Here is a 14355-nt window from a genome sequence, read left to right on the forward strand (position 1 = left end):
TAATTGAACATCATTGCAAAAGGCGGTTCACCCGTCGAAGTCCAAAGGATAGAAGGTGACCCAAGAGCAGCAAATGGAGTACATCAATGGCCACCCCCAAACCTGTAGTCCTGTGCATTCTTGATGGTTGGGGCCTGTCCGAGGACACAAAAGCCAACGCACCCTATCTGGCAAACACGCCGACGTTTGACGCGATCATGTCTGAGTGCCCGCATTCAACCCTGATCACCCACGGCCCCGATGTGGGTCTGCCTAGCGGGCAGATGGGCAACTCAGAGGTCGGGCACACCAATATCGGTGCAGGGCGTGTGGTCGCCATGGATCTGGGCCAGATCGACCTTTCCATTGAAGACGGGACATTCTTTGAAAACGAAGCTCTGCAAGCTTTCATCGCCAGTGTTAAGTCCGTTGGCGGTACTGCGCATCTGATGGGGTTGATCTCGGATGGAGGCGTGCATGGTCATCTGAACCATATCCTTGCCGCAGCCACTGCCATAACGGATGCCGGTGTCCCGGTTGCACTGCACGCAGTGACGGACGGGCGTGATGTCGCGCCAAGGTCAGCTCTGACTTACATCGCTGAGCTGGAAGAACGCCTGCCCGAAAACGTACGCATCGTCACCGTGAGCGGGCGGTACTTTGCCATGGATCGCGACAATCGCTGGGAGCGTGTCAGTGAAGCATATGGTGCAATGGTCAACGGGCAGGGCCGAACAGCCAGCAGCGCCCATGGCGCGGTTGATCACGCCTATAACCAGTCCGAATCTGACGAGTTTGTCACACCAACCGTATTGACGGGATATGACGGTATTCACGATGGCGACGGTTTCTTTTGCCTGAACTTCCGCGCTGACCGTGCACGTGAAATCCTGCGCGCCATCGGAGAGCCCGGATTTTCCGAGTTCGCGACAGGACCGCGCCCGAAGCTTTCAGCACTGCTGGGCATGGTCGAGTACTCTGACGGGCATAATGCTTACATGACCACGGTTTTTCCAAAGCGCGCGATTGTAAATGCGTTGGGCGAGTGGGTCGCCAAGCAAGGGCTCCGTCAGTTTCGACTGGCGGAAACCGAGAAGTACCCGCATGTTACGTTCTTTCTGAATGGCGGTAAGGAGACGCCCGAACTAGGTGAGGACCGCTTTATGCCGAGCTCGCCGAAAGTGGCGACCTACGATCTACAGCCCGAAATGTCGGCCGCAGAGGTTACGGCGAAGTTTATTGAAGCCATCGAAGGCGGGTATGACCTGATTGTTACAAATTATGCCAATCCCGATATGGTTGGTCATACAGGTGATCTGAATGCCGCAATCAAAGCATGTGAAGCCGTCGATCAGGGGTTGGCGCAAGTCATTGCGGCTCTTGAAAAGGTCAAGGGGGCGATGATTATCACGGCCGATCATGGTAATTGCGAAGTCATGGTTGATCCTGTGACCGGCGGCCCGCATACGGCCCATACGCTCAATCCTGTTCCGGTAGCGCTGGTTGGCGGGCCAGAAGGTTCTATATTGCGCCAAGGACGTTTGTCCGATCTCGCCCCGACCCTGCTTGAACTGATGGGTTTGCCTAAACCCCCGGAAATGAACGGGGAAAGCCTGCTGTCATGAAACCGGCTGCTCTGGCAGTGTGTCTGTTTTTGGCCTTGCCGGCGCTGGCCCAGTCAGACGCTTCCAAGGCTGCTTCGGATGCAGCGCAGATGCTCGAACAGGCGTCCATGGCGTTGTCCGAGGCCGAAGACGCCCGGGACCGGGTCAATGCTCTTACGGAGACGATCCATGCCTATGAGGCCGGGTTGGGTGCGATGCGGGTGGGATTGCGCCAAGCGGCTACCCGCGAGGCGCAACTGAGTGCCGAGTTGCGGACGCGCGAAAAGGAAATCCGGCGATTGCTTGGTGTTCTGCAAACCATTGAAACGACCGAACCACCCGTTTTGATGTTACATCCCTCCGGCCCGCTGGGGGCTGCCCGCGCGGGTATTATGCTGTCCGAGGTCACCCCCGGCCTGAACGCCAGCGCGCAGGAACTGGCGCAGGACCTGAATGAAGTGCAGACATTGCGTGTCTTGCAGCAAAAGGCCTCGGAAACTTTGACAGAGGGTCTGATGGGTGTTCAGGAAGCCCGTACCCGTCTGAGCGAGGCAATCGCCGACCGCACGGATTTGCCCCGCCGTTTCGTGGAAGACCCGGTACGTACGGCCATTCTGATCTCGTCGACCGAAACACTGGATGGTTTTGCAAGTGGTCTGTCCGAGATCTCGGAAGGAGAGATCCTCGACAGCAATGCCAGCATCTTGGACAGGAAAGGCCGGATATCAATGCCGGTACAGGGCATCTTGCTGCACAAGGCCGGTGAAACGGACGCCGCTGGTGTCACGCGCCCCGGCCTGATTTTAGGTACACGCCCGCGCGCCTTGGTCACATCGCCAACCGCTGCGACAATTCGCTATCGCGGGCCGCTGCTGGACCTGGGGAACCTGATAATACTTGAACCTCAATCGGGTCTTTTGTTCGTATTTTCCGGTTTGCAGGAGGTCTATGGCCAGACCGGTCAGGTGATCCCAGAGGGCACACCAGTTGGTCTGATGCCCGGTGAAATGCCGGAAATCGGCGCAATTTTGTCAACAAGCAGTGATGGCACTGGAACTGACCGCTCAGAAACGCTCTATATAGAGGTAAGAGAAGACAATCGCCCCGTGGACCCGGAATCGTGGTTTCGGACCGACAAGGATGGATAAACGCGTATGAAGAAATTTGTGGTGGCCGGTCTGGCTGGAACTGTGGCAGGTATTCTTGCAACAACTCAGATCGCAGGACCCCTGCTGGCGCAGGAGGCCGAGAACAAGGCAAGCGTCTATGAACAGCTGGATTTGTTCGGCGACATTTTCGAACGTATCCGCGCCCAGTATGTCGAAGAGGTTGAGCCGGAAGAACTGATCGAGGCGGCCATTGACGGCATGTTGACATCGCTTGATCCGCATTCGAGTTATCTTTCTCCTGACGACGCCGAACAGATGCGCGTGCAGACCCGGGGTGAGTTTGGTGGGTTGGGTATCGAAGTCACGCAGGAAGAAGGCTTTGTCAAAGTCGTCTCACCTATTGACGATACCCCCGCCGACGCAGCCGGAATCGAAGCCGGGGATTTCATTACCCATGTGGACGGCGAAAGTATTCTGGGCCTGACGCTGGACAAAGCGGTTGACCTGATGCGCGGCCCGGTCGGATCCGAAATTATCATCACCGTCGTACGCGAGGGTGAGCCTGATCCCTTCGATGTCACTATTATCCGTGATACAATCAAGTTGACCGCTGTGCGCGCACGGACCGAAGGCACCAGTGTCGTGCTGCGTGTAACCACGTTCAACGACCAGACCTTCCCGAACCTGCAGGAAGGATTGCAGGAACAGATTGCCGAAGCGGGTGGCATCGACAAGGTGAACGGTTTTGTTCTGGACCTGCGCAACAACCCAGGCGGCCTTTTGACTCAAGCGATCAAAGTCTCGGACGCGTTCCTGAACGAAGGCGAAATTGTTTCCACGCGCGGCCGCGACCCGAATGAGGGTGAGCGGTTCAACGCTACCCCTGGGGATCTGGCTGAAGGCAAGCCAATTGTGGTGCTGATCAATGGCGGCTCGGCCTCGGCATCCGAGATTGTGGCCGGTGCATTGCAGGATCATCGCCGCGCTATCGTTGTGGGCACCAAGAGCTTTGGCAAAGGATCCGTGCAGACGGTCATGCCGCTGCGCGGCGACGGCGCTATGCGCCTGACCACATCGCGCTATTACACACCATCAGGACGATCAATCCAGGCCCTTGGCGTCAGCCCGGACATCATTGTTGAACAGCCTCGCCCTGCACCTGCAGAAGAAGAGGAAGAGAGCAACGGGCGTACCCGGTCCGAAGCTGACTTGCGCGGCAGTCTGAACAATGACAGCCTGAGCGAGGATGAAATCCGCCAGATCGAGGAAGATCGTGCAAGGGCCGAAGCAACCGCTGAGCTGAGGAAAGAGGATTATCAACTGGCATATGCCATAGACATCCTCAAAGGCTTGTCAGCGTTCACCCCGCACGGGCCATCCCAATAACAAAACAATGGGTCGCGTACAACGCGGCCCTTTTCTTTCTGTCTCGCGAGATTTCATTTCATCATCCAGCAGCGCAATCCGAAGGCGCCGCGCAGAGCGCGCATAACCGAATGGATGATCCGATTTCGCAAGCGTTTCAGCCGTCTCCGCGGCTTACCCGTCGGAAAGCGCGTTTCAGCATATCCAGCTCCGCGCGCAAAAGATCCACTTCAGCCCTGAGATCATCGGCGGCGGGCTCTCCTGCCATTATGGAGAAACTCCCAAGTTTATCGACACTGCCTGCGTCGACTATGACGAAGCTGTGCACGCCTTCGGACAGGGCTGTGACGGGTACCTGAACATACAGGTTCCATCCGTTGTCTGTAGGCGAAAGCTCAACACCCTCCAGAGCTTTGCCCAGATATCGAACCTCCAAATCTGGTTGCCGTTCGGCCTCAACATGGCCGTGCCAAATACCGTTTTCGAACTGAATGAAAGTCAGGGATGGTTGTTTCATCTTTGATCGTCTCACAAGTCCGCGCGATGGAAGCGGCAAAACGTAAGGTCTCGCACACTCATACGGTTCATCTGCGGTTTCTCAAAAATAAGATCCAGCCAGATCTTTTCGATCCGACGGTCATTCAGAGGCAGGTGAGCCAGGTCGAAATCAACTGCGTTCACGGTGTCAGAAGGGTCTAGCTGCCGCAAAACCTGCTCCATGTTGGGCCCGTGCTGAACATTGAGACGTGCAAACACGCCAGACGGTTTCTCGCAGTCAATCAGGGTTTCCAACCGGATCAGATGCTCGCGTGTCAGGTCGCGGGCGACCTCACGCGGCAAATCGATTGATACCGACAGGAACGACCCCTCGAAGCCAAAGACCTCGACCTCCAGACTGAACGGGGCCAGATCACTTGCCCCCCGGTTGCGGATTTGCCGTACAGCGATTTCGGTCAATGGGCAGTCGTGAAATAAGCTGACCTGATCGTCCATTACCGTTTTACGGGGAACAGAGGCCATGCCGGATTGCAACAACGGCGCGCGCCACAGGTCGGGTCGCCAGCTCCAGTCGGTGCCGACAGGCCGGTGAAACTGAGTTGATCCCATTTTCGGGCGGAGCAAGCGCGCATCCGCCAGTTGGATAAGGCGATCCAGTTGCCCACGCAGACTGCGCGCCTGATCGCGTTTCACCCGCAACTCGGCCTGCGCCGAATCTGGCGCCTGCTGTACGGCCCGGCGCCAGCGGCCGAGCGTCCGGCGATGAATATAGCGATCCAGAATCCTGCGCATGGTCTCTTCGTCCGATAATGTCCTTCTTTAGTCAAAGAAATGAGTAGGAATAAACCCGCAATCACAAAAACACTACTTAAGCGCTACGTTTTCTGGTTGGTGGCTAAGCGTAAAAAAGATAGGTGCCGGATTAGGAGTCTGACCCCGTCAATTCTTGCAATACGTCGGGTCAATGCTTACCGTCTGTTTCCTAAAAATGGGTTACCCCTGAACAGCCAAACATCAGTTCAGCTATCGATAAGGCCAGGCTATGGAGCCCACGTTATTTTCTTTTATTTGGAAGCATTCAAAAAAACAGCAACTTGTCCTGCTGCTGTTAACGGTCCTGTCTTTCCCGTTTCTATATGCGTCGCTGGAGCTGCCTAAACAAATCATCAACGATGCCATCGGTGCGCCAGGCGATACGGTGACAATCTTGGGCATCACAGTGTCTCAGGTTCAGTATCTGATGATATTATGCTTTGCATTTCTGGCTACTGTGGTTGCCAGTGGGTTGATGAAGATGCGCATCAATACGATGAAAGGCATCTTGTCCGAACGCATGCTGCGCCGTCTGCGCTATACCCTGATTCAACGCACGATGCGGTTCCCAAAGTCCTATTTCGCGACCACCAGCCAAGGAGAGCTGGTCTCGATGATCACATCCGAGGCCGAGCCGATGGGCGGCCTTATGGGGGATGCGATCGCGCAACCGGTGTTTCAGTTTGGCCAGATGATGACAATCGTCACCTTTCTGTTCATGCAAAGCATCTGGTTCGGTTTGGCAAGCATCGCGCTGATTCCGCTTCAGGCCTGGTTGATCCCAAAGTTGCAGCGCCAGATCAACTTGCTGAACAAGGATCGTATTCAGGAGGTTCGGCGTCTGAGCTCGGAAATCGGGGAAAGCGCGGCGGGCATCAGTGACCTGCGCACGAATGGCGGCTGGCGCTATCGTCTGGCCCAGTTCAGTCACAGGTTGGGGACCTTGTTCGAGATCCGGTTCAAGATCTACAACAAGAAATTCTTTATGAAGTTCCTGAACAATTTGATCACTCAGATGACGCCATTCCTGTTTTATTCGGTGGGCGGATACCTGGCGATCACGGGCGAGGTGACAGTAGGTGCACTGGTTGCCGCGTTGGGCGCGTACAAAGACCTAAGCGGCCCCTGGAAAGACCTTCTGACCTACTACAACCAGGTACAGGACATGTCCCTGCGGTGGGAGGTGGTCACCGAAAGATTTGCCCCAGACAACATGATCCCCGAAGAGCTGTTCATCGGCGAGCCGGAAACCATCCCACATCTGACCGGTGATATCGAATTGCGCAATGTGACCGTTCGCGATGGCGACGGCAAAACCATTCTGGAAGACATTGATCTGACCATCCCACGGGGCGCGCGTGTGGCGATTCAATCCGCCCATGCGTCGGAACGTAGTGCGTTGGGCCAGTTGCTGACCCGCGAGGTTCTGCCTGTTCAGGGGGATGTGGTCATAGCTGGCCACAAGCTGGACGATTTGCACCAATCAGTTATCGCGGCCCGGATCGGGTATGCCTATTCACGCCCCTATCTGTTTGATGGGACTTTGGGCGATAACCTCATGATGCCGTTGCGCACACATCCGCAGCACGAGGCAGATGCCATAAGAACCCCGTCCCGTCGTCAGATCGAGTCTGTTCGGGCGGGTAACCCACCGGATTCGCTGGAAGATGAGTGGATCGATCCGGGGCTTGCCGGTCTGGACGATATTGATGGAATACGTGACTGGTGGTTCCAGCTGGTGGAAGCTATGGGGATTGATGAGTTCATGTTCCGGCGCACTCTGCGCTCCCAGTTTGATCCAGAAATACACCCTGTACTGGCACAGGAAATAGTCAGGCTGAGAGAAACCATTGCAGAACGGCTGAAAGAAAAAGGATTGGATCGGTATGTCTATAGGTTCGATCCAAACCAGTTTAACCCGGCCGTCCCGCTTGGGGGCAACCTGTTGTTCGCGGCACCGTCGCGAGACATATCTCCAGACATTCTGGCCGGAGACGCGCGGTTCGTGCAATTGCTCAGCACCCATGATCTGGCAGATGACGCGATCAGCATATCGAATGCTGTCATGGATACTCTTGGCAAGACATTTGGGCGGGACGGGGCCGACCATCCTCTGTTCCTGCGGCTTGGCATGTCCAAGGACATGTATCATCGGCTGCTCGACATCCAGGACCGGCGCAAAGCCAAAGGGAATGCTGCGCTGAGCGATCAGGAGCGCGCCTTGCTATTGACAGTGCCTTTCCTTCTGACCGCAGAACAGATCGGCCCGGATTTCCCAGAGGAATACAAGGAAAAAATTCTTGCTATCCGCAAGACCCAGGCTGAACGGTTGCGTGGTGCCATGGACGGTTTGTTCATGTCTGTGGCGCCTGACATCTATGTGCCGCGCTTGACCGTGATGGAGAACGCGATCTATGGCCGGATATCGTTGATGGCGGGTGCCCATGCCGAAGATATCGAAGACATCGTTGCAGAGGCCATGAACGAAGCCGGTCTGCGCCGTCGGGCAGCGGCCATTATTTATGACCTTCCGTCCGGGCTGGGCGGCAACAACCTTCCAACCGTGTTTCAGGAGCGTGCCGCTTTTTCGCGCGCAGGCATCAAACGCCCCGACATCCTGATCCTGGACAAGGCACTAGCCAGCCACGACTCGGAAAGCCGGTTGCGCACGCGTCTGAAACTACGGGAACTGCTGCCCGATTCCATCATGATATTCATGGAGGATCATTTTGCACATCCCGAAGCCTATGACTTGTTTGTGGAAATCAAGGATGGACGGATCGACGGCGTCTCGCGAAGCAGACCAGCGCATGAGGACAGCACGTCGGACGATCTGAGCCGGAAACTCGAGATCCTGTCAGCAACGCAGCTGTTTTCAGGCCTGGATGGCAGAAACCAGAGGCTGCTGGCGTTTTCGGCGCAATGGTACGAAGCCAGCGCCGGGCAAGTCATTTTTTCCCGCGGTCAGGCACCGGATGCGGCCTATTTGTGTATTTCAGGACAGGCCAAACTGGATTGGTCCAATGAGGATGGAACGAAACGTACAATCTCGATCATAGAACCCGGTCGGCTTATCGGAGACCTGTCCATTATTACTGGGGAACCAAGGCAGCTGGATCTGGTCGCGACGGAAGATAGCAGCTTTTTGCGTATCGGCGCGGAAGAGCTGCGTGCCGTTGTTGAAAGTGACGCTTCGGTCGCTTTGCAGTTGCTGCAGACAGTTGCAGGGTATCTGACGACGCTCTCGAACAGAATCAGCGTGGCCCAGAACGCCGAAGACATGTTTCCGCCCGTGACAGATGAAACGGCACAGGAAGGTATTGGTAAGAATGCCTAGTGCGTATTCAGCTCATGCGCGTTTGGTCGAAACAGCCCGCGCCAGACCCGAACTCTGGCGTTTATTGCTGGGGCTGGCATTGATCGCCGTGTTGGTCAGCGTTTTGAACCTGGTGTTTTTTACCGTGGTCGCGGGGTTGGGCTCAGCGAAGTGGGCTCAGGAACTTTTGCAAGGCAGCACACCTTTGGCGCTGCTTTTGTTGCTGGCCAGTTTCGGGTTCATCATTCTTGGCGTGGCAGTGGCCGCGCGTCAGCTGCAGCACCGATCCTTGGGATCAATTTTCGGCCAGCGGGGTCTGGTTGCGGCCCAATTTCTGAAAGTGCTGAAAGCCCTGCTCATCTTGGGCGCTGTCGGTGTCTTGCTACCGCCCTACGGTTTGGGGGGATCTCTGTCAAAGAATCTGCCATTTTCAACATGGCTCTTGTTGCTTCCGGTCTCGGTATTGGTCGTCCTGATTCAGACCAGCGCCGAAGAAGTTCTGTTTCGAGGGTACGTTCAGCAAGCCCTTGCCGCCAGGTTTCAATCGCCCGTCATTTGGATGGGGATACCGTCTGTTTTGTTTGCCGCTGGCCATTACACGCCAGAACTGGCAGGAGAAAATGCAATTCTGTTTGTGCTGTGGGCATTAATATTTGGGATACTTGCATCCGATCTCACAGCGCGATCAGGTACATTGGGGCCAGCTATCGCCTTGCATTTCTTCAATAACATCATCGCACTATTGTTCGTTTCCTTGCCGGACAACCTGAGCGGGCTGGCGCTTTTCTCGCTTCCGTTCGATGCATCTGACGCCGAACAGCTTCGTCCTTGGCTGGTGGTGGATTTGGCTGTGATGTTCGTATGCTGGCTGGCGGCGCGGCTTGCGATCAGGCGTTGATTGCATTTCTTCCCGTGGCGTCTTATTTGACGTCAACACTGCACAAGCCAAGGTTCCGACATGAACTGGATCACAAATTACGTCCGCCCCCGGATCAACTCGATCTTCTCTCGCCGCGAAGTGCCCGAAAACCTCTGGCAGAAATGTGACGAGTGCGGAACGATGCTTTTTCATCGTGAACTAGCGGAAAATCAGAACGTCTGTACCCAATGTGACCATCACATGGCGATTACCCCACGCGAGCGGTTTAATCACCTGTTCGACGGCGGTATTTTCACCGAGGTTGCAGTGCCAGCGCCAAAAGAAGATCCCTTGCATTTCCGCGACCAGAAGAAGTACCCCGAGCGTATGCGAGCGGCGCAGAAAAAGACCGGCGAAAAAGAGGCGATGCTGGTTGCCAAAGGCGAAATCGGGCGCACGCCTATCGTTGCGGCAGCGCAGGATTTCTCCTTCATGGGCGGATCAATGGGCATGTATGTGGGCAACGCGATCATCGCGGCCGCTCAAGAAGCGGTTAAGCTAAAGCGCCCACTGATCCTGTTCTCGGCAGCGGGTGGAGCGCGGATGCAGGAAGGCATTCTAAGCCTGATGCAAATGCCGCGCACAACCGTGGCCGTCGAGATGCTGAAAGAAGCAAATCTGCCCTATATCGTTGTGCTGACCCATCCCACCACCGGTGGTGTGACGGCGTCATATGCGATGTTGGGCGATGTCCACATCTCGGAACCGAACGCGCTGATCTGCTTTGCCGGTCCCCGAGTTATCGAGCAGACGATTCGCGAAAAGCTGCCCGACGGCTTCCAGCGGGCCGAGTACCTGCTGGATCACGGGATGCTGGACCGTGTCACCAAACGTACCGAGATGCGTGACGAACTGATCACCATCACCCGGATGCTGATGAACCAACCGCCGGCGATCAAAGGTGACCTGCCAGCACCGACACCGGATGAAACGGCCAAGGTCGCGCAGGCCGAAGAGACCGGGAAAAAATGAACACCAAGACATCTGACGCCATCCTCGACCGGATGATGGCGCTACACCCCAAGATCATTGATTTGACCTTGGATCGCGTCTGGCGATTGCTGGCCGCCTTGGACAATCCGCAGCTCAAGCTGCCACCGATTATCCATATTGCCGGGACCAATGGCAAAGGCTCGACCCAGGCCATGATCCGGGCGGGCTTGGAAGGGGTAGGGCGTTCCGTTCATGCCTACACCTCGCCCCATCTGGCGCGATTTCACGAACGTATCCGGTTGGCGGGCGAACTGATTTCAGAACCCGACCTGACTGCGGTTCTGGATGAGTGTTACGCGGCGAATGGCGGCGAAAACATCACGTATTTCGAGATCACAACCTGTGCTGCCTTGCTGGCCTTCTCTCGCTGCAAAGCGGATTACACTCTGCTCGAGGTCGGTTTGGGCGGACGGCTGGACGCAACAAATGTGATTGATGAACCGGCGGTGACAGTCATTACGCCTGTTTCAATCGATCATGAACAGTATCTGGGCGACACTTTGGGAAAGATTGCCGCCGAAAAGGCGGGAATTATCAAACCCGGTGTGCCATGCATCGTCGGCCCGCAGGAAGACGAGGCACTGGAGGTGATCGAGTACACAGCCGCCCGGTTGGGCGCACCGCTGCTTATACATGGCCAGCATTGGCACGCTCATGAAGAAAACGGGCGCTTGATCTATCAGGACGAAACCGGGTTGCGTGATCTGCCGCTCCCCAACCTGCTGGGTGCACATCAGTTCCAGAATGCCGGTGCCGCCTTGGCGGTTCTGCGTCATCTTTCAATGGGTGACACTGCCTACGAGGCTGCCGTGTCCAATGCCGACTGGCCCGCGCGTATGCAACGTCTCAAAACCGGTCCGCTGACCGAGCAAGCCCCCCAGGTCGAACTGTGGCTGGATGGAGGGCATAACGCGGCCGCAGGTATCGCGCTGGCCGATGTGCTGGCAAAGATGCCGCAACGCCCCACGCATTTAATCTGCGGTATGCTCAACACGAAAGACGTGACTGGGTATCTCGCGCCACTGTCCAGACAGGTTGCAAGCCTGACCGCCATCTCCATACCAGGCGAGGCGGCCACGCTCGGCGCCGATGAAACCGCCGCCGCTGCCACCAAAGTTGGCCTGCCTTCTTCAGTCGCTGCAAGTGTTTCGGAAGCGTTGAAGACAATCACGGACAAAGACCCACAGGCGCGTGTCCTGATCTGCGGCTCCCTTTATCTTGCCGGAAACATCCTGCGCGAAAACGGTTAAGCTTCATCTTTTCGCAAATACTCCGGGGGAGGCGCGCGCAGCGCGACGGGGGCAAAGCCCCTACTTCCCCCAGTTCTGGTCCTGCATTTCCCGCAGGCGCGACGCAGTACGCTCAAACTCAAAGGTGCCTTCTCCTTCGACATACAACATCTCGGGTTCCGCCGCAGCCGAGCAGATCAACCGAACTTTTGCCTCATAGAGCGCATCTATCAGGATGACAAAGCGCTTGGCTTCATTGAAGTTATTTCTCGACAAACGGGGGATATCTTCAAGCACCAACACTTTAATTGCTTCTGCGATAGCCAGATAGTCCGCCGGTCCCAGCATCCGGCCGCACAGGTCATAAAACGAAGCCCGTGCAACCCCGTTGCGAAATGCGGGCAGTTCGACAGCGCGGCCTTTGACCTGCAATTTCAACGGATCGGCAGGTCCGCCTGCAAGATCATTCCAGACATCCCGTAATTTCTGCCGCGCTTCTGGTCCGATGGGTGTAAAATAGACCGGAGCCCCCTCTAATCTGTTCTGACGGTAATCCGTGGGCGATACCAGTTCCCATACCTGCAACTGGTCTTTGATATGGGCAATAAAAGGCAGGAACAATTGCCGGTTCAACCCATCCTTATACAGCGCGTCCGGATGCCTGTTCGACGTGGTCACGACAACAACGCCACCTTCGTGCAGCAGGTCAAACAAACGGCCGACGATCATCGCATCCGTAATGTCAGTGATCTGCATCTCGTCGAAGGCCAGCAGGCGGACGGATTTCACCACCTCCTTTGCCACGGGTGCCAGAGCATCTTCGACGTTCTCTTTCCGGGCCTTGTGCATTCCGGCATGGATTTCCTGCATGAAGGCATGAAAGTGAACGCGCCGTGCGGGGACTTCACCCAGCGTGTCGACGAACATGTCCATCAGCATCGATTTACCACGTCCGACGCCACCCCACAGGTATAGGCCTTTAGGCGGAGGCGGAGCCTTGCGGAAAAACCCTCGTTTAACCGGCTCGGCCAGTGCCGCACGGATGCGCTCAAACTGGGGCAACACGGCTTCTTGAGCGTCGTCACGCGTCAGAGTTCCATCCTCGACGCGTGCTTCGTAGTGCGAAATCAGATCCGTCATGACCCAGAGCCTTACCCATGACCCAGCCCGTTGAAAAGAAGCCTTTTCCCTGACGTATCAAATTTGCTTATCCGTGACCGCAAATCTGTTGAATTGACGCAACCCGTAAATCCAGTACGGTCCGTCGGACCAAGCTACCCGAGGTCTCTATGCCGCAATCCACCCGCATGTTGAACCCGATCCTGATCGTTGGATGCATCATCATCACAGTCAGCTTTGCCGTGCGCGCGTCTTTCGGCGTGTTTCAGATACCGATCGCCAGTGAATTTGGCTGGCTGCGCACGGATTTCTCATTGGCGATTGCAATCCAGAATCTGGCTTGGGGCATCGGTCAACCGATCTTTGCAGCTATCGCTGAGAAAGTAGGAGACCGAAAGGCCATTATCCTCGGCGCCTTGACCTATGCTGCTGGTCTGGTTCTGTCGGCTTGGTCCGTCACACCGCTCGAGCATCAGGTTTATGCGTGGCTGGTTGGGTTTGGCATTGCTGGCACCGGGTTCGGTGTGGTTTTGGCTGTGGTCGGTCGCGCGTCCTCTGATGAAAACCGGTCCATGTCGCTGGCCATCGTTACTGCTGCGGGCAGTTTCGGGCAGGTTCTGGGCGCGCCGACGGCTGAGTGGTTGCTGTCATTCTTGCCCTGGCAACAAGTCTTCGTCGTGTTTGCCGCTGCGATTCTTGTGCTTGTATTGACCTTGCCTTTCATGCGGGCGCCTCAACCAGCTTCAAAGGCAGAGTTGCAAGAAAGCATGGGAGAAATTCTGGGAAAGGCGTTCCGAGATCCTTCTTACGCTTTGATATTTATTGGGTTTTTCAGCTGCGGTTACCAGCTTGGATTTATCACCGCTCATTTTCCGGCATTCGTAACCGAAATGTGCGGCCCGATCGAACCCGGCAGCGTGCTGTATTCCATCGGCATCACATCCACGTCCGCACTTGGCGCGGTATCGATTTCACTGATTGGTTTGGCCAATATCACCGGGACTCTATTGGCGGGTTGGGCAGGTAATCATTTCCCTAAGAAATACCTGCTGGCCTCGGTCTATGCCGGTCGGACACTTGCTGCGGCATTGTTCATCGTTTTCCCGATAACGCCGCTGTCCGTCATTACATTCTCGCTGGTGATGGGATCGCTTTGGTTGGCCACCGTTCCGCTCACGTCGGGTCTTGTCGCGCACCTCTATGGTTTGCGTTACATGGGAACACTCTATGGCATAATCTTCTTAAGCCATCAGGTTGGCAGCTTCCTGGGCGTCTGGCTGGGTGGGCGCATGTATGACCAGTATGGTGACTATGCCCTGGTCTGGTGGATCGGTGTGGCAATTGGGGCCTTCAGCGCCATCGTTCATCTACCGATCCGAGAGAACCGTCTGGCAGTCCCTGCCTGACGTGA

Annotated in this window: 11 protein-coding genes; 8 read left to right on the plus strand and 3 right to left on the minus strand. The window is 56.1% G+C overall.

Annotated features, from left to right (window positions below; translation table 11 throughout):
- Positions 1-86 precede the first annotated feature (86 nt).
- From gpmI to AC2FLO_RS17000, 3 genes are read left to right on the plus strand one after another with little or no spacing between them, the layout of a single operon-like run.
- On the plus strand, positions 87-1604 hold the full coding sequence (gpmI, locus tag AC2FLO_RS16990) for a 2,3-bisphosphoglycerate-independent phosphoglycerate mutase (protein ID WP_496754388.1): 1518 nt from the start codon (positions 87-89) through the stop codon (positions 1602-1604).
- Complete coding sequence (locus AC2FLO_RS16995; RefSeq protein ID WP_496754390.1) at positions 1601-2731, plus strand: murein hydrolase activator EnvC family protein; 1131 nt, start codon at positions 1601-1603, stop codon at positions 2729-2731. Before gpmI ends, AC2FLO_RS16995 begins: the two co-directional genes overlap by 4 nt.
- A gap of 6 nt (positions 2732-2737) precedes the next feature.
- Positions 2738-4078, plus strand: coding sequence for a S41 family peptidase (locus AC2FLO_RS17000; protein ID WP_209507125.1), 1341 nt, complete (start codon positions 2738-2740; stop codon positions 4076-4078).
- A 136-nt stretch (positions 4079-4214) separates the two neighbouring features.
- Here the strand turns inward: AC2FLO_RS17000 and AC2FLO_RS17005 are convergent, their stop codons facing one another.
- Together AC2FLO_RS17005 and AC2FLO_RS17010 are read right to left on the minus strand one after the other, a co-directional pair.
- Entirely contained in the window at positions 4215-4574 is a 360-nt protein-coding gene (locus AC2FLO_RS17005; RefSeq protein ID WP_496754392.1) for a hypothetical protein, read from the minus strand.
- An 11-nt stretch (positions 4575-4585) separates the two neighbouring features.
- Positions 4586-5347: a DUF6478 family protein gene (locus AC2FLO_RS17010; RefSeq protein WP_480920814.1), complete on the minus strand. Its 762-nt coding sequence runs from the start codon at positions 5345-5347 to the stop codon at positions 4586-4588.
- A gap of 250 nt (positions 5348-5597) precedes the next feature.
- On the opposite strand from AC2FLO_RS17010, the gene AC2FLO_RS17015 reads away from it, so the two are divergent.
- From AC2FLO_RS17015 to AC2FLO_RS17030, 4 genes are read left to right on the plus strand one after another with little or no spacing between them, the layout of a single operon-like run.
- Entirely contained in the window at positions 5598-8705 is a 3108-nt protein-coding gene (locus AC2FLO_RS17015) for an ABC transporter transmembrane domain-containing protein (RefSeq protein ID WP_496754394.1), read from the plus strand.
- The gene (locus tag AC2FLO_RS17020) at positions 8698-9582 is read left to right on the plus strand and encodes a CPBP family intramembrane glutamic endopeptidase (protein WP_496754396.1); all 885 of its coding nucleotides are present in this window, start codon (positions 8698-8700) and stop codon (positions 9580-9582) included. The genes AC2FLO_RS17015 and AC2FLO_RS17020 overlap by 8 nt, the downstream gene beginning before the upstream one ends.
- Before the next feature lie 60 nt (positions 9583-9642).
- A complete protein-coding gene (accD, locus tag AC2FLO_RS17025) occupies positions 9643-10575 on the plus strand; it encodes an acetyl-CoA carboxylase, carboxyltransferase subunit beta (protein WP_209597255.1) in 933 nt (310 codons plus the stop codon).
- A complete protein-coding gene (locus AC2FLO_RS17030) occupies positions 10572-11846 on the plus strand; it encodes a bifunctional folylpolyglutamate synthase/dihydrofolate synthase (protein WP_496754400.1) in 1275 nt (424 codons plus the stop codon). Before accD ends, AC2FLO_RS17030 begins: the two co-directional genes overlap by 4 nt.
- A gap of 60 nt (positions 11847-11906) precedes the next feature.
- On the opposite strand, the gene zapE is transcribed toward AC2FLO_RS17030, so the two are convergent.
- A complete protein-coding gene (gene zapE, locus AC2FLO_RS17035; RefSeq protein ID WP_496754402.1) occupies positions 11907-12965 on the minus strand; it encodes a cell division protein ZapE in 1059 nt (352 codons plus the stop codon).
- 149 nt (positions 12966-13114) lie between these two features.
- On the opposite strand from zapE, the gene AC2FLO_RS17040 reads away from it, so the two are divergent.
- Complete coding sequence (locus tag AC2FLO_RS17040; protein ID WP_496754404.1) at positions 13115-14350, plus strand: MFS transporter; 1236 nt, start codon at positions 13115-13117, stop codon at positions 14348-14350.
- Positions 14351-14355: the final 5 nt, after the last annotated feature.

The sequence above is a fragment of the Ruegeria sp. TASC047 genome, from assembly GCF_059612445.1.

What these genes read in the sequence shown, in the direction of transcription:
- gpmI (WP_496754388.1), top strand. Translation starts at nt 87, where the DNA reads ATGGCCACCCCCAAACCTGTAGTCCTGTGCATTCTTGATGGTTGGGGC.
- AC2FLO_RS16995 (WP_496754390.1), top strand. Translation starts at nt 1,601, where the DNA reads ATGAAACCGGCTGCTCTGGCAGTGTGTCTGTTTTTGGCCTTGCCGGCG.
- AC2FLO_RS17000 (WP_209507125.1), top strand. Translation starts at nt 2,738, where the DNA reads ATGAAGAAATTTGTGGTGGCCGGTCTGGCTGGAACTGTGGCAGGTATT.
- AC2FLO_RS17005 (WP_496754392.1), bottom strand. Translation starts at nt 4,574, where the DNA reads ATGAAACAACCATCCCTGACTTTCATTCAGTTCGAAAACGGTATTTGG.
- AC2FLO_RS17010 (WP_480920814.1), bottom strand. Translation starts at nt 5,347, where the DNA reads ATGCGCAGGATTCTGGATCGCTATATTCATCGCCGGACGCTCGGCCGC.
- AC2FLO_RS17015 (WP_496754394.1), top strand. Translation starts at nt 5,598, where the DNA reads ATGGAGCCCACGTTATTTTCTTTTATTTGGAAGCATTCAAAAAAACAG.
- AC2FLO_RS17020 (WP_496754396.1), top strand. Translation starts at nt 8,698, where the DNA reads ATGCCTAGTGCGTATTCAGCTCATGCGCGTTTGGTCGAAACAGCCCGC.
- accD (WP_209597255.1), top strand. Translation starts at nt 9,643, where the DNA reads ATGAACTGGATCACAAATTACGTCCGCCCCCGGATCAACTCGATCTTC.
- AC2FLO_RS17030 (WP_496754400.1), top strand. Translation starts at nt 10,572, where the DNA reads ATGAACACCAAGACATCTGACGCCATCCTCGACCGGATGATGGCGCTA.
- zapE (WP_496754402.1), bottom strand. Translation starts at nt 12,965, where the DNA reads ATGACGGATCTGATTTCGCACTACGAAGCACGCGTCGAGGATGGAACT.
- AC2FLO_RS17040 (WP_496754404.1), top strand. Translation starts at nt 13,115, where the DNA reads ATGCCGCAATCCACCCGCATGTTGAACCCGATCCTGATCGTTGGATGC.